This is a genomic window from Phenylobacterium sp. SCN 70-31 (assembly GCF_001724605.1).
In the GTDB taxonomy this organism is placed as follows: Bacteria; Pseudomonadota; Alphaproteobacteria; order Caulobacterales; family Caulobacteraceae; genus Phenylobacterium.
This window is the reverse complement of the sequence record NZ_MEEX01000014.1, coordinates 1-14,675: the sequence shown is the minus strand read 5'-3', so window position 1 is coordinate 14,675 and position 14,675 is coordinate 1. Positions and strand designations below refer to the sequence as shown.

Genomic DNA, 14,675 nt, shown 5'->3' with positions numbered 1-14,675 from the left:
GCGGTCATGGTCATGAGCCTCCGTCGGGGGTCCAGAGTATCCTCAGCCGCTCGCCTGCCCCTTTCGCCAGCCGGGCGACCGGCAGGTCCCCAGGCGAGTTCGCGGCGGCCAGGGCGCGGGCCACGACCTCGCGCTTAGCCTCGCCCGCGATCAAGAGGAAGACCCGACGCGCGGCCGTCAGAGGCGCCAGGGTCAGGGTGATCCGCGCCAGCGGCGGCTTGCCGAGGCCGGCGGGCACCGGCCGCACGAGGTCCGTCGTCGCCAGGGCGTCGGCCAGTCCCGGGTCGCCCGGGATCAGCGAGGCGACGTGGCCGTCCTCGCCCATCCCCAGCATAACGGCGTCGAAGGGCAGGAGCGGAGCCAGGGCCTGTGGGTCCGGCGCAGGCCAGAGCGGCAGGAACGTGGCCTTCGCCGCCGGGCCTCTCAACAGCCGCGCCCGGACCAGGCCGGCGTTGGAGGCCGGGTCGTCGGGGTCCACGCATCGGTCGTCGGACAGGGTCACCCCGACGCGGGACCAATCGACGACTGTTTCGCGGAGACGATCGTAGACCGGTCCCGGGGACCTGCCGCCCGTCGCCACGAGACTCGCACGCCCGCGCAAGGCGAGCGCCTCCGACAGGGCGGCTTCGACGCCGCACGCAGCCGCCTCGGCCAGGGCGCCGCCGTCGGGAAAGGTTTCGATCATGGACGCCTGCATAACGCGGCGGCCGCCCGGATGGCGCCCCTGCCCGTCCCAAAAGCACGAAACTCGTCCGCCGTCCGAGTGCGGAGCGGTAACGCAGGCCTCACCCTTTCGCCGGAAATTGGGGGAGCCAGGGCGACGCTTCGGCGTTAGGACCGCACGGGGAGAGCCGGGCGCCTGCGCGCCGCCAGAACGCATGACCGGATGGAGACCTGGGCCTTGCCTCAGACCCTAGACCTGTTCCCGATCGGCAACTGCGCCGCCAGCGCCCTCATCGACCCCATGGGGCGATTTGTCTGGGCCTGTACGCCGCGGGTGGACGGCGATCCTTTCTTCTGCGGCCTGCTCGGCGGACGTGACGCCGAGGGCGAGGGCGCGCTGGGGGTCTGGTCCATCGAGGTCGAGGGCGCCGTCGAGACCCGCCAGGAATACCTGCGCAACACGCCCATCCTGCGCACCGAGATCCGCAACGCCGACGGCGCCGGGGTGGAGATTCTGGACTTCTGCCCCCGCTTCCGCCAACGCGGCCGGCAATACCGGCCGCTGGCCTTCGTGCGTCGCGTACGGCCGCTGGACGGCTCGCCGCGCATCCGCATCCGCCTGCGCCCCATGCGCAACTACGGCGAGCGCCTGTGCGAGCAGACCGCGGGCTCTAACCACATCCGATACCTGGGTTCCCGCACCAACCTGCGCCTCACCACCGACGCCCCGGTGGGACACATCCTGGACGAGCGGCCGTTCCGGCTGGAAGACACCCTGGGCTTCTTCCTGGGGCCGGACGAGGGCCTGGACGCCGAGGTGTCGGCCACCGTCGACCGGATGCTGCGCGAAACCACGCACTACTGGCGGGAATGGGTGCGAACCCTGAGCGTGCCGCTGGAATGGCAGGCGGCGGTGATCCGCGCGGCGATCACCCTCAAGCTGTGCGCCCACGAAGAGACAGGCGCCATCGTGGCGGCGCTGACCACCTCGATCCCCGAGCACGACGCCGAGGCCGGGGCGGGCCGAAACTGGGATTACCGGTACTGCTGGCTGCGCGACGCCTATTATGTGGTCCAGGCGCTGAACCGGCTGGGCGCGGCCGACATGCTCGAGAACTACCTCGTCTACCTGCGCAACCTCGTCGACCTGGCCACGCGGGGCGAGATGAAGGCCGACGGGCGACGCGCCCGGCAGGCTTCCATCCCGGGCCTGGAAGCCACACGGAAGCCCAACGGCGCCTCGGACCATATCCAGCCGGTCTACGGTGTCGGGCTGGAGGCCATGCTGACGGAGTGGATCGCGCCGCACCTGCCCGGCTACCGCGACATCGGCCCGGTGCGGATCGGCAACCAGGCGCACGAGCACCTGCAACACGACGTCTACGGCCAGATCGTGCTCTCGACGGTTCAGGCCTTCTTCGACGAACGCCTGTTGCGCCCGGCCACGGCCGACGATTTCCACGCCCTGGAGCCCATCGGCGAACGGGCCTTCGAACTGCACGACAAGCCGGACGCCAGCCTCTGGGAGTTCCGCGGGCGCGAGGCGGTCCACACCTATTCCTCGGTCATGTGCTGGGCCGCCTGCGACCGGCTGGGCAATGCGGCGGCCCGGCTCGGGCTGCCCGAGCGCGCCGACTACTGGAACGCCCGCGCCGCCCAGGTGCGGGCCACGATCGAGGAACGGGCCTGGAACGCCGAACTGGGGCGCTATGCCGCCACCTTCGAGGGAGACCAGCTCGACGCGTCCCTGCTCCAGATGGTCGACGTGCGGTTCGCCGACCCCGAGAGCCCGCGGATGAAGGCCACCCTGGCCGCGGTGGAGGCCGGCCTGCGCCGCGGGCCCTACATGCTGCGCTACGCCATCCCGGACGACTTCGGCGCGCCCAAGACCGCCTTCAACTTCTGCACCTTCTGGCTGATCGAGGCGCTCCACCTGTCGGGCCGGACGGACGAGGCGCGCGACCTGTTCGAGGAGATGCTGACGCGGCGCACGGCCGCCGGCCTGCTGCCCGAGGACATCTCGTTCGACGGTGAGGAGCTTTGGGGCAACTATCCCCAGACCTATTCCCTGGTCGGCATCATCAACTGCGCGAACCTGCTGTCGAAGAGCTGGCAGTCGATCCGCTGACCGGTCAGTCCGACCACGCCTTGCCGAACCGCTCGATGAGGGCGAAGGCGCCCGAGGGGCCCCAGCTTCCGGCGGCGTAGGGCTTGGGCTCCAGCCGGGCCTCGGCCCAGGCGTCGGCGACCCCGTCGACCCAGCGCCAGGCCTCCTCCACCTCGTCGCGGCGGACGAAGAGGGTGGCGTCACCCTGGATCACGTCCAGAAGCAGTCGCTCGTAGGCGATCCGTCGGCGCCCGCCCGCGCCCTCGTAGGTGCTGAGTAGCGACAGCGACAACGGCAGCGACTGAAGCCGCATGCCGCCCGAGCTGAGCCCCGGCGCCTTGTTCATCAGGGTCAGGCTGATGTCCTCGTCGGGTTGGAGGTCGATGACCAGGCGGTTCGGCGTCATGTCGTGGATCGACGCCTGCCCGAAGATCGAGTGCGGCACGGGCTTGAACTGGATCGACACCGACGTGCGCTTCTCGGGCATGCGCTTGCCGGTGCGCAGGAAGAACGGCACGCCGGCCCAGCGCCAGTTGTCGATGTCGGCGCGCAGCGCGACGAAGGTTTCCGTCCCGCTCTTCTGGCCACGCTCGGACTCGTAACCGTCCGCCGCCGCGCCGGCCACGACGCCGGGGGTGTACTGGCCGCGGACCGACTTGTCGCCGGCGTCCACGCGGGTGAAGCGGCGCAGGCTGCGCAGCACCTTCACCTTCTCGTTGCGCACCGAGTCCGGCTCCATGTCGGCTGGCGGCTCCATGGCCACCAGGCAGAGGAGCTGGAGCATGTGGTTCTGGAGCATGTCGCGCAGGGCGCCGTACTCGTCGTAGTAGGGCCATCGCGCGCCCACGCCCTCGGTCTCGGCCACCGTGATCTGGACGTGGTCGATGGTGAGATTGTTCCACAGCGGCTCGAAGAAGGCGTTGGCGAACCTGAGCGCGATCAGGTTCTGGACCGTCTCCTTCCCGAGGTAGTGGTCGATGCGGAAGATCTGGTCCTCGTCGAAGATCGCGCCCAGCGCGGCGTTGATGTGGCGCGAGGTCTCCAGGTCGCGGCCGATCGGCTTCTCCAGCACGATCCGGGTCTGGTCGGTGGCGAGACCGGCGTCGGCCAGGGCCACGCAGATCTTCTCGAACAGGCTGGGCGAGACGGCCAGGAAGAAGAAGGGCGCGCCGCAGCTCTCCAGCGCGGGCCGCAGAAGTGCCGCGCCCTCGGCGGTGGTGGCGTCGGCGCCCACATAGGCGAGGCGATCCGAAAACCGCGCCCAGACCTGCGGGTCCAGGCCCTCGGGCCGGTCGGCCAGGATCTTCTCCGCCTGCGCCCGGAAGGCCTCGGTGGTCATCTCGGCGCGGGCCGTGGCCACGATGCGGAAGCCGTCGGGCAGGAAGCCGTCCGCGTCGAGGAAGTAGAGCGAAGGCAGCAGCATGCGCCGCGCCAGGTCGCCCGTAGCCCCGAACAGCACGATGGCGTCGGCCTGATGCATGGTTCGCCCTTCCGTTTCCGGCGCGGAGACGACATGGCGCGCGCCGCGCGGTCAAGCCCGGAACGCCGGGTCGGGATCGTTGTCCGCCCCCGCGCGTTTCGCGATCCCGGACGAGACCGCTATGCTGCCGGATATGCTGATCGACACCTTGCCGAAGCCTGGGCCCCTGGCCCTGGGCGCCATCGCCCTTTTCCTGGACCTCGACGGAACCATAGCCCCCCTCGCCGACCGCCCCACCGACGTCGGCCCCGATCCGCGGCGTACACGCCTGCTGGAGCGGCTGGACGCGGGGCTCGGCGGGCGCCTCGCCGTGGTCAGCGGACGGACCCTGCCCGAGATCGACGCCATCCTGGAGGGCAGAGTCGCATGGGCCGCCGCCGTTCACGGCCTTGTACGGCGCGACGCCGGCCGGGCGGTGCTAGAGACGCCCGCACATCCCGAGCTTCCGGCCGTTCGCGCTCGACTTCAGGCCTTCGCCGCGGGCGCCGACGGCCTGATCGTGGAGGAAAAGGGCGCCAGCGTGGCGCTGCACTACCGGCTGGCGCCGGCCTGCGCCGCCGAGGCGAGGCGGCTGGCGAAGGACCTGGCCGCCGAAACGGGACTGACGATTCAGGAGGGCGACATGGTGGCCGAACTGCGAACCCCGGGGCCGACCAAGGGCGACGCCGTCCGGGCCTTCATGGCGATGGACGCGTTCGCGGGCGCCACGCCGGTCTTCGTGGGCGACGACGTGACCGACGAGCACGGCTTCGCCGAGGTTCGCCGCCTGGGCGGCTACGGCGTCCTGGTCGGCGCGCCCAGGGCGACGGCGGCCACGTTCGGACTGCGCGACGTGGACGAGGTCCTGGCCTGGCTGGAGGCCGCCCGTTGAGCCGCCTCATCGTCGTCTCGAACCGGGTGAACCCACCCTCCGGGAACGGCGAGGAAAGCGTCGGCGGCCTGGCCATGGCGCTCGCGGCCGCGCTGAAGGAATCGTCCGGCGTCTGGTTCGGTTGGAGCGGTCGCACCACCGAGACCTTCACGGGGGACCTGAACATCGAGACGGTCGGCGGCGTCACCGCTGCGACGGTGGATCTCGAGGAGGCCGATCTCGACGAGTACTACAACGGCTTCGCCAACAAGACGCTGTGGCCGCTGTTCCACTACCGCAACGACCTGGCGGCCTTCGATCGCGCCTACCGGGACGGCTACACGCGGGTGAACCGGCGCTTTGCGAAAACGCTCGCCCCGCTGATCCAGCCGGACGACGTGGTGTGGGTGCACGACTATCACCTGATCCCGCTGGCGCGGGAACTGCGGGCTCTGGGCGTGAAGAACCGGATCGGCTTCTTCCTGCACATCCCCTGGCCGGCCCATCAGGTGATGATCAACCTGCCGCACCACCGCCAGCTCGTGCAGGCGATGTTCGACTACGACCTCGCCGGCTTCCAGACGGCCGAGTACCAGCAGGCGTTCGAGGAATATGTGCTGACCGAGGCCGGCGGCGAGCAGCCCGAGCCGGACTGGCTGAAGGCGTTCGGCCGGACGCTGCAGGTGGGCGCGTTTCCGATCGGGATCGACGCCTCCGACTTCGCCCGGATGAAGACAAGCGCGCGGGCGCGGCGCATGCGCGACCTGATGACCGCGACCACGGTGTTCCGACGCCTGATCGTCGGTGTCGACCGGCTGGACTATTCCAAGGGGCTGGAGGAGCGGTTCCTGGGCTTCGAGCAGTTCCTGGCCGACAACCCCGACCTGCGCCGCCAGGTCCTGATGCTTCAGATCGCCCCGCCCAGCCGCGAGGCCGTCGAAGCCTACCAGGAGATCCGGGGCCGTCTGGACGCCCTGAGCGGCCGCATCAACGGCGAATACTCCGACGTCGACTGGACGCCCTTCCGCTACGTGAACAAGAATTACCGGCGCGACGAACTGGCCGGCATCTACGCGGCGGCGCGGGTTGGCCTGGTGACGCCGTTGCGCGACGGCATGAACCTGGTGGCCAAGGAGTTCGTCGCCGCCCAGGACCCCGAGGATCCCGGCGTGCTGGTTCTGTCGCGCTTCGCAGGCGCCGTGGGACAGATGCCGGACGCCCTGCTGGTCAACCCCAACAGCCCCGAGGACGTCGCCGACGCGCTGAAGCGCGCGCTCACGATGGACCGGGCCGAGCGGGTCCGGCGCTGGACCGCGCTCTTCGAGACCGTCCAGCGCGAGGATGTGAGCTGGTGGCGCGACGCGTTCGTGCGCAAACTGATGGGCCGTGACCCAGCCCACGCCCCCGCCCACGCCGTCTGACCCGCCGCCCCGCGAACCCGCCCCGGCGTGGGTGATGGGCGTGCGGCTGACCAACCCCGATCGTCCGCTCTGGCCCGACGACGGCGCGGGCGCGCCGATCAGCAAGCTGGATCTGGCCCGCTATTTCGAGACGGTCGGCGCATGGATGCTGCCCCACCTTGCGGGGCGCCCCTGCTCCCTGGTTCGCGCGCCGGGCGGGATCGGGGGGCCGCGCTTCTTCCAGCGGCACGCCGCGCGGGGCCTGTCGCCGCTGGTCACCCGCGTCGACACCGAAGGCGCTTCCGGCAAGCCGTATCTCCAGGTGGACCGGGTCGAGGCGCTGGCGGCGCTGGCGCAGATGGGCGCGATCGAACTGCATCCCTGGAACGGCGCGCCGGGGCGGCCCGATGCGCCCGGGCGGCTGGTCTTCGACCTGGACCCCGATGAGGGGCTGCCCTTCGACCGGGTGGTGGCGGCGGCGCTGGCGGTGAGGGCGAGGCTGGAGGCCCTGGGCCTCGTGGCCTTCTGCAAGACCACTGGCGGCAAGGGCCTGCACGTCGTCACCCCTCTGGCCGCCCCGAAGCGCGGCGGACCCGACTGGAACGCGGCCAAGGCCTTCGCCCGGCGCGTCTGCGAGGCGGTCGCCGCCGACGCCCCCGACCGGTATGTGGTCAACATGGCCAAGGCCAAGCGGAAGGGCCGGATCTTCCTGGACTATCTGCGCAACGACCGCACCGCCACGGCCGTCGCGCCGCTCTCACCGCGGGCGCGACCGGGCGCGACGGTCGCCTTCCCCCTGATCTGGGATCAGGTGAAGCCGGGGCTGGACCCGCATACCTGGACCCTCCGCACCGCGCCCGCCGCTCTCGCCCGAACGACCGCCTGGGCGGACTACGAGGCGGCCGCGCGGCCGTTGTCGCCCGCGATCCGTAAACTGGACCGCGGCTGAGTCCCGAGCCGCCGCCATCCGGCGCGCGCGGACGCCTTACACCCCGTGCCGCTTGAAGAACGCCAGCATTCTGGCCCAGCCGTCCTCGGCGGCGTCCTGCTTGTAGGAGGGTCGGTAGTCGGCGTGGAAGCCGTGCTGGGCGTCGGGATAGACGACGATGTCGCTGTCGGTCTTGCCGGCCGCCTTCAGCGCCGCCTTCATCTTCTCGACGTCTGTCAGGGGGATGCCGCTGTCCTTCTCGGCGTAGAGACCCAGTACGGGCGCCTTCAGCTCGCCGGCGAGATCGAGGGGATTCTTGTTATCCGGATCGGCGGCCATGCCGCTGGTGAGGCGGCCGTACCAGGCGACGCCGGCCTTGAATTCCGGGAACCGGGCCACCGCTTCCCAGGTCACGGCGCCGCCCCAGCAGTAGCCGGTGATCGCCACACGCTTCGCGTCGGCGAACGGCTGGGCCTTCAGCCAGGCCAGCGCCGCGCCGACGTCGCCCGCCACCTGGGCGTCGGTCGCGGTGGCCACGATCTTCAGGATCGCCGGGAAGTCCGTCATCGTCGACGGGTCGCCGGCGCGAACGAAGAAGTCGGGCGCGACGACGACATAGCCCGCCTTGGCCAGGCGTCGCGCGGTGTCTCGGATATACTCATGCAGGCCGAAGATCTCCGAGACCAGGACCACGCAGGGATGCTTCCCGGCCTTCGAGGGCCGGGCGACGAAGGCCGGGATCTCGCGGTCGGGGGCCTTGATCCCGACCATGCCGGTCCAGAGGCCCGCGTCATCGGTCCTGATGGGCGCCGCCTGCGCCGACCAGGCCGCCAGCGCATAGCCGCCGGTGATCGCGAGCGTCAGCCCGCGGCGCGAGAGGTTCAGGTCTTCCGGGCGCGTGCCGTCGGGACGGGTGAGGGTGACCATGAGGGTTTCCTTTCGGGCGTTTCCATGCGCGGCGTTTGGCGGGATGCTGGGACGCAGCGAACCCGACTGTCCGAGGAGCCGTCAACCGCCGATGGCCGCCACCTCCGCGAAACCCTTCTCCATCCGGCCGCTGACGGCCGGCGAGCGGGCGCTGGGCGCCGAGATGTTCGGGCCCGGCCTCGACGGCCGCCGTGTGCGCATCCTGGCGGTCCCGGCCTGGAATCGAGCGTTCGTGGCCGGCCCGGCGCTGATCGTCTGGCCCGCGGCGACCTGCCCGGCCGACTTCGCGGCGCCCGAGACGCCGCTGCGACGCCAGGCCGTCTTCGTCCACGAGCTGACCCACGTGTGGCAGGCGCAGAACGGAATCTCGCTGATCCTGGCCAAGCTGCGCGCGGGCGACGGGCCCCGGGCCTACGCCTACGACCTGGACGGACCGCCCTTCGCCGCCCTGAACATCGAGCAGCAGGCCATGATCGTGGAGCACGCCTTCCTGGCGTCGAGGGGCGGCGAGACGCCGCACCCCGCGGCCCGCTACGCCGAGGCCAGCACGGCGTGGCGGCGGACGTAGCGTATATCCTTACAGTACGAAGGGCTTTCGCTCTTGCAGGGGCGCCAAACCTTCCCATATCGGCTCTCGAAGACGGTCCTCGCCCACTCGGGCGCCGGGGCCGGACGAGGAACTTAATCGAACCGGGGGCGTCGCTTTTCCTCGGGCGCTTCTCTAGAAGGCCCACCCGCGGCGTCCGCCAACAAGGAGCGAGCAAGACCCACTAATGAGCAAGATCATCGGCATCGACCTCGGCACCACGAATTCGTGCGTGGCCATCATGGACGGCAAGAACCCGAAAGTGATCGAGAACGCCGAAGGCGCTCGGACCACCCCTTCGGTCGTGGCTTTCCTGGACGACGGCGAGCGCCTCGTGGGCCAGCCCGCCCGGCGCCAGGCGGTGACCAACCCCGCCAACACCCTGTTCGCGATCAAGCGCCTGATCGGCCGCGGCTTCGACGATCCCGTGGTCGCGAAGGACAAGGGCATGGTGCCCTATGAGATCGTGAAGGGTCCGACCGGCGACGCCTGGGTGAAGGCGCACGACAAGGACTATTCGCCTCAGCAGGTCTCGGCGTTCATCCTGCAGAAGATGAAGGAAGCCGCCGAGCAGCACCTCGGCGAGAAGGTCGAGAAGGCGGTCATCACCGTCCCGGCCTACTTCAACGACGCCCAGCGCCAGGCCACCAAGGACGCCGGCAAGATCGCCGGCCTGGAAGTCCTGCGCATCATCAACGAGCCGACGGCGGCGGCCCTGGCCTATGGGCTGGAGAAGAACGACGGCAAGAAGATCGCGGTCTACGACCTGGGCGGCGGCACGTTCGACGTGTCGATCCTGGAGATCGGCGACGGCGTCTTCGAGGTGAAGTCGACCAACGGCGACACCTTCCTGGGCGGCGAGGACTTCGACCTGCGGCTCGTCGACTACCTGGCCGACGAGTTCAAGAAGGAGCAGGGCGTCGACCTGCGCAAGGACAAGCTGGCCCTCCAGCGCCTCAAGGAAGAGGCCGAGAAGGCGAAGAAGGAACTGTCCAGCGTCACCCAGTACGAGGTGAACCTGCCCTTCATCAGCATGAACGCCTCGGGTCCGCTGCACCTGAACATCAAGCTGTCGCGCGCCAAGCTGGAAGCCCTGGTCGAGGACCTGATCACCCGGACCATCGGCCCCTGCGAGCAGGCGCTGAAGGACGCGGGCCTGAAGAAGTCCGACATCGACGAGGTGATCCTGGTCGGCGGCATGACCCGCATGCCCAAGGTCGTCGATACGGTGAAGGCCTTCTTCGGCCGCGAGCCGCACAAGGGCGTGAACCCCGATGAGGTCGTGGCCCTGGGCGCCGCCGTGCAGGCGGGCGTTCTGGCCGGCGACGTCAAGGACGTGCTGCTGCTGGACGTGACGCCTCTGACCCTGGGCATCGAGACCCTGGGCGGCGTGTTCACCCCGCTGATCGAGCGCAACACCACCATTCCGACCAAGCGGAGCCAGGTGTTCTCGACCGCCGACGACAACCAGTCGGCGGTGACGATCCGGGTCTTCCAGGGCGAACGCCCGATGGCGGCCGACAACAAGATGCTGGGCCAGTTCGACCTGGTCGGCATCCCGCCGGCGCCGCGCGGCGTGCCGCAGGTCGAGGTGACGTTCGACATCGACGCCAACGGCATCGTGCACGTCACGGCCCGCGACAAGGCGACCAACAAGGAGCAGTCGATCCGCATCCAGGCCAACGGCGGCCTCTCGGACGCGGACATCGACGCGATGGTCAAGGACGCCGAGTCGCACAAGGCCGACGACGAAAAGCGCAAGGCGGCGGTCGAAGCCAAGAACCAGGCCGACGCGGTCGTCCACTCGACCGAGAAGGCGCTCAGCGAGCACGGCGACAAGGTCTCGGAAGCCGACCGTTCGGCCATCCAGACCGCGCTGGACGACCTGAAGGGCTCGCTGGAGGGCGGTGACGCCGAGGCGATCTCGGCCAAGACGCAGACCCTCATCCAGGCTTCGATGAAGCTGGGCGAGGCCATGTACAAGGCCCAGCAGGGCGACGCCGGCGACGGCCAGCCCGAGGACGGCCCCTCGGCTTCGGACGACGTCGTGGACGCCGAGTTCGAGGAAGTCGACGGCGACGACAAGAAGTAGGGCGTGACGATGCGCCCCATGGCCCGACCGGCGCCCCGGCGTCACAACGGCCACGGGGTCGTCGCCGCCGCCTTCGCGGCCCGGGCGCCCGATCGGCGCCCGGACGTTGAATTGGAGCGCGCATTGCGGGCGAAACCGCCAGTCGATTTCACCCCGCGCGCCCGGAACGGTTTCCCCGCCCCCCCGGCCTTGCTAAGGCTTGCGGGTGGGCGGGGGGCCACCCACCTGAAAATCCATCAGTTATCGAGCGCCTGACGATTTCATGCGGGACTATTACGAGATCCTGGGCGTGGACCGCGGTTGCGACGCGGGAGCCCTCAAGAGCGCCTTTCGCAAGGCCGCGATGGAACACCATCCCGACCGGAACGGCGGCTGCGAAGAGGCGGCCTCGCGCTTCAAGGAAGTGAACGAGGCCTATTCGGTCCTGTCCGATCCCCAGAAGCGCGCGGCCTACGACCGCTTCGGCCACGCCGGCGTGAACGGCCAGGGCGGAATGGGCGGCAATGGCCAGTTCCACGACGTCCACGACATCTTCAACGAGGTGTTCGGCGACGTCTTCGGCGACATGTTCGGCGGCCGCGGCGGTCGCCAACAGCGGGGCGGCCCGGCCCGCGGCTCGGATCTGCGCTACGATCTGGAGATCACCCTCGAGCAGGCCTATGCCGGCGCCGAGGTGGAGATCACCGTCCCGGCCACCCTGACCTGCGAAACCTGCGACGGCTCGGGCGCCAAGCCCGGCACCAGCCCCACGACCTGCACCACCTGCCAGGGCCAGGGCCGCGTGCGCGCCACGCAGGGCTTCTTCTCGATCGAGCGCGCCTGCCCCCGCTGCGGCGGCTCGGGCCGGATGGTCCTCGACCCCTGTGGCGACTGCCGGGGCCAGGGCCAGATCCGCCGGAACCGCACGCTCGCCGTCCGCGTCCCGGCCGGCGTGGACGACGGCGCCCGCATCCGCCTGGCCGGCGAGGGCGATGCGGGGATGCGCGGCGGCCCGCGCGGCGACCTCTACATCTTCATCTCGGTGGCCCCGCACGAACTGTTCGAGCGCGACGGCCTGGACCTGCTCTGCACGGTGCCCGTGCCCATGTGCGTCGCGGCCCTCGGCGGCGAGATCGACGCGCCCTGCCTGCTGGGCGGCGACAACTGCGACGGGAACTGCAAGATCACCGTCCAGATTCCCGAGGGCGCGCAGACCGGCCGCACCGTGCGGGTGAAGGGGCGCGGCATGCCCTCGCTGCGCGGACCGCAACGGGGCGACCTCGTCGTGGAGCTGTTCGTCGAGACGCCCACGAAGCTCAATGCGCGCCAGAAGGAGCTTCTGCGCGAACTGGCGGGCCTCTGCGAGGAACAGCAGCACCCCAAGGCCGCCGGCTTCACCGGCAAGGCCAGGCGCTTCTGGGACAGCGTGACGGGACAGGCCTGATCCCGTCCCTCCCGGTCAACGGCCGGACTTCGGCCGCAGCGCCACCAGCACGTTGCCCGCCGCCTGGTCGAAACTGGCGTAGCCCGAGTTGACGAACACCATGCCGTCGCCCGCGAAGAGGCCGGCCGCATCGATCGAGCCGCCGGCGCCCGGGAGGCCGTTCACCGGCCGGTAGTCGGCGGTCGCCGTGTCGACCATGTTCAGCACCTTGCCCGTCGCGGCGTCGAAGACCCACAGCCGCCCGTCCAGCGATCCCGCCAGCAGCGCCCCGTCGATCACCAGGGGCGCGGCCGAGAGCCCGTGCCGGGTCTTGCAGGTGACGACCTTGGCGCGCGGGCCTTCGCAGTCGGGCGCGGCGAACCACTGCCACGCCACCTTGCCGGTCGCGATGTCGACGGCGTGCATGCCCGCGGCCGAACGCTCCCTGGGCACGTTGGGATCGCTGATCGGCGCGAACACCCGCTTGCCGTCGTGGGCGATGCCCCAGTGGATCCCGCCCAGCGGCGTACCCTCTCCGAACCGCTGTCGCCACAGCACCCTGCCCGTCTCCGCGTCCAGCGCCCAGACGTCGCCCGACTTCTGGCCGCCCAGGATCACGTCCTTGCCGCGAGGGCGGCGGAAGATCACCGGCCCCGCACCGAAGTCGTGGTCCAGCAGGACGCTGCCCTCGCCGGCGAAGAAGCAGTTGGGACCGGGTCCGCGGTCGCCCGTGGGCGACCCCACGGGGCACGACAAGTTCCAGACATCGTTCTCCAGCGCCTGGAAGACCCACGTCTCCCGACCGGTCGCCAGATCCATGGCGGCGATGGCGTCGCTGGTCTTCGTGGCGGGGGGCGAGGTGTTCTCGCCCGTCGACGCGAAGACCAGCCCCTTCCGCACGTCGATCGCGGGCGAGGACCACACCGGCGCGCCCGAGGGCCCGTACATCTCGACGCCCTGGGAATTCTTCACGCCCAGCGGGCGGGCGTCCGGCATGGTGTGCCAGGTCCACAGCACCCGGCCGTCCTTCGCATCCACGGCCGCGACGGCGCCGTGGCCTTTGCAGCATTCGTAGCTCGGCCTTATGGCCGCGCCCACGTCGCTGCCCGAGATCGGCACGATCACCTTGCCGTCGTGGATCAGCGCCGAGCCCGACAGCGGCGCCGTCCTGTCGTGGCGGGGGTCGACCCGCCACAGGATGTCGCCCGTCTTCGCGTCGAACGCGATCAGGCGGCCCTGGCCGTCAGCGGCGACGAGGCCCAGCGGGCCGTCCTGGCCCAGGCGGCCATAGGCCAGGCTGTTGCGCACCTGGGACGGCGTGGGCGTCGCCCACTTCACGCAGCCCGTGCGGGTGTCGAGCGCCAGCACATAGCCGGCCTGTCCGGCGGGATAGAACAGCGTGGACCCGACCACCACTCCCGACCCGCGCAGGCCCGAGGTGCGCGGCAGGGCGAAGCTCCACGCCACCTCCAGCTTCGCCATGTCGGCCGTCTTCAGCCCGGCCTGGGCCGCGCTCATCCGCCGGGAGTTCTCGTGATCGACACCGAAACCGATCTGGGCCGGCGTCGGCCTCAGGTCGACCTCACGCCGGTCGGGCGCACAGCGTGCGTCGTCGATCCAGGCCGTGCCCGCAGCATCTTCCGGCGCCGCCAGATACGCCACCACGTCACGGAGCTGGCGAGGGTCCAGGCTGTCGCCGATGGGCTTCATCACGCCGGTGGTCAATACGGTCGTCAGCGTCTGGGCGCTCATCTTCCTGAGCGCCGCCACGGGCGCGGCGCGGTCGCCCGCGGGGACATTGTCGTGGCAGGCGGCGCAGAACTGTTCGTAGACGAGCTTTCCGGGCGGCTCGTCCTCCACATGCGCCTGGGCCTGCGCCCAGGCCAGGGACGAACCGACGCTCGCCGCGGCGAGCCCGACCGCCGCGATCAGCCCGACCCATCCCGGAATCGGCTTCCGGGTCTGCTTCCAGCCGCCCATGCTTCCCCCCAGACGCCATACCGGTCTTTCGACCATGTTCCAGGCGCGGAACCTAGCCGTGAAAACCTCCAGCGCGATTGCCTCGCTGAAATCCTGGCCGGCGAGCGAGCCAGCGTTTGCGGCCGCGCGCCCTTTCCGCTAGAGACACCGCTCCGCGAGAGACGCACCCGTAGCTCAGCTGGATAGAGCGTTGCCCTCCGAAGGCAACGCTAAGTCAAGTGCGATTTGGGTGAGGGTCGAAATAGCTGAGTAAAGCCAAG

Annotated in this window: 11 protein-coding genes; 7 read left to right on the top strand and 4 right to left on the bottom strand. The window is 70.3% G+C overall.

Features of this window, described 5'->3' with window-relative positions:
* Positions 1 to 10: 10 nt before the first annotated feature.
* The gene (gene pgl / locus ABS78_RS12250) at positions 11 to 685 is read right to left on the bottom strand and encodes a 6-phosphogluconolactonase (protein ID WP_293379255.1); all 675 of its coding nucleotides are present in this window, start codon (positions 683 to 685) and stop codon (positions 11 to 13) included.
* A 201-nt stretch (positions 686 to 886) separates the two neighbouring features.
* Between pgl and ABS78_RS12245 the strand changes: the two genes are divergently transcribed.
* A complete protein-coding gene (locus ABS78_RS12245; protein WP_293379252.1) occupies positions 887 to 2,791 on the top strand; it encodes a glycoside hydrolase family 15 protein in 1,905 nt (634 codons plus the stop codon).
* Positions 2,792 to 2,795: 4 nt separating this feature from the next.
* On the opposite strand, the gene zwf is transcribed toward ABS78_RS12245, so the two are convergent.
* Entirely contained in the window at positions 2,796 to 4,250 is a 1,455-nt protein-coding gene (gene zwf / locus ABS78_RS12240; RefSeq protein WP_293379249.1) for a glucose-6-phosphate dehydrogenase, read from the bottom strand.
* A 121-nt stretch (positions 4,251 to 4,371) separates the two neighbouring features.
* Between zwf and otsB the strand changes: the two genes are divergently transcribed.
* Genes otsB through ligD form a run of 3 tightly spaced genes read left to right on the top strand, consistent with a single transcriptional unit; the run spans position 4,372 to position 7,449 of the window.
* The gene (gene otsB, locus ABS78_RS12235) at positions 4,372 to 5,121 is read left to right on the top strand and encodes a trehalose-phosphatase (RefSeq protein ID WP_293379246.1); all 750 of its coding nucleotides are present in this window, start codon (positions 4,372 to 4,374) and stop codon (positions 5,119 to 5,121) included.
* Positions 5,118 to 6,521: an alpha,alpha-trehalose-phosphate synthase (UDP-forming) gene (gene otsA, locus ABS78_RS12230; RefSeq protein WP_293379243.1), complete on the top strand. Its 1,404-nt coding sequence runs from the start codon at positions 5,118 to 5,120 to the stop codon at positions 6,519 to 6,521. The genes otsB and otsA overlap by 4 nt, the downstream gene beginning before the upstream one ends.
* Complete coding sequence (ligD, locus tag ABS78_RS12225) at positions 6,487 to 7,449, top strand: non-homologous end-joining DNA ligase (protein ID WP_293379240.1); 963 nt, start codon at positions 6,487 to 6,489, stop codon at positions 7,447 to 7,449. The genes otsA and ligD overlap by 35 nt, the downstream gene beginning before the upstream one ends.
* 36 nt (positions 7,450 to 7,485) lie before the next feature.
* Here ligD and ABS78_RS12220 read toward each other — a convergent pair whose 3' ends face one another.
* Positions 7,486 to 8,355 carry a dienelactone hydrolase family protein gene (locus tag ABS78_RS12220; protein ID WP_293379237.1) on the bottom strand — a complete coding sequence of 290 codons (870 nt, stop codon included), beginning with the start codon at positions 8,353 to 8,355 and terminating at the stop codon, positions 7,486 to 7,488.
* Between the two features lie 91 nt (positions 8,356 to 8,446).
* On the opposite strand from ABS78_RS12220, the gene ABS78_RS12215 reads away from it, so the two are divergent.
* From ABS78_RS12215 to dnaJ, 3 genes are all read left to right on the top strand, one after another.
* On the top strand, positions 8,447 to 8,923 hold the full coding sequence (locus ABS78_RS12215; protein WP_293379234.1) for a hypothetical protein: 477 nt from the start codon (positions 8,447 to 8,449) through the stop codon (positions 8,921 to 8,923).
* Positions 8,924 to 9,128: 205 nt separating this feature from the next.
* Positions 9,129 to 11,033, top strand: a complete 1,905-nt coding sequence (gene dnaK, locus ABS78_RS12210; protein WP_293379231.1) for a molecular chaperone DnaK — start codon at positions 9,129 to 9,131, stop codon at positions 11,031 to 11,033.
* A gap of 262 nt (positions 11,034 to 11,295) precedes the next feature.
* Positions 11,296 to 12,456, top strand: coding sequence for a molecular chaperone DnaJ (dnaJ, locus tag ABS78_RS12205; RefSeq protein ID WP_293379228.1), 1,161 nt, complete (start codon positions 11,296 to 11,298; stop codon positions 12,454 to 12,456).
* Between the two features lie 15 nt (positions 12,457 to 12,471).
* Here dnaJ and ABS78_RS12200 read toward each other — a convergent pair whose 3' ends face one another.
* Positions 12,472 to 14,415 (bottom strand): PQQ-binding-like beta-propeller repeat protein, encoded by a 1,944-nt coding sequence (locus ABS78_RS12200; RefSeq protein WP_293379226.1) that lies wholly within the window; start codon positions 14,413 to 14,415, stop codon positions 12,472 to 12,474.
* Positions 14,416 to 14,675 lie beyond the last annotated feature (260 nt).

Coding starts and splice junctions, on each gene's coding strand:
- ABS78_RS12215 (WP_293379234.1), top strand. CDS start 8,447: ATGGCCGCCACCTCCGCGAAACCCTTCTCCATCCGGCCGCTGACGGCC.
- pgl (WP_293379255.1), bottom strand. CDS start 685: ATGATCGAAACCTTTCCCGACGGCGGCGCCCTGGCCGAGGCGGCTGCG.
- ABS78_RS12245 (WP_293379252.1), top strand. CDS start 887: ATGGAGACCTGGGCCTTGCCTCAGACCCTAGACCTGTTCCCGATCGGC.
- dnaJ (WP_293379228.1), top strand. CDS start 11,296: ATGCGGGACTATTACGAGATCCTGGGCGTGGACCGCGGTTGCGACGCG.
- otsB (WP_293379246.1), top strand. CDS start 4,372: ATGCTGCCGGATATGCTGATCGACACCTTGCCGAAGCCTGGGCCCCTG.
- ABS78_RS12220 (WP_293379237.1), bottom strand. CDS start 8,355: ATGGTCACCCTCACCCGTCCCGACGGCACGCGCCCGGAAGACCTGAAC.
- zwf (WP_293379249.1), bottom strand. CDS start 4,250: ATGCATCAGGCCGACGCCATCGTGCTGTTCGGGGCTACGGGCGACCTG.
- ABS78_RS12200 (WP_293379226.1), bottom strand. CDS start 14,415: ATGGGCGGCTGGAAGCAGACCCGGAAGCCGATTCCGGGATGGGTCGGG.
- dnaK (WP_293379231.1), top strand. CDS start 9,129: ATGAGCAAGATCATCGGCATCGACCTCGGCACCACGAATTCGTGCGTG.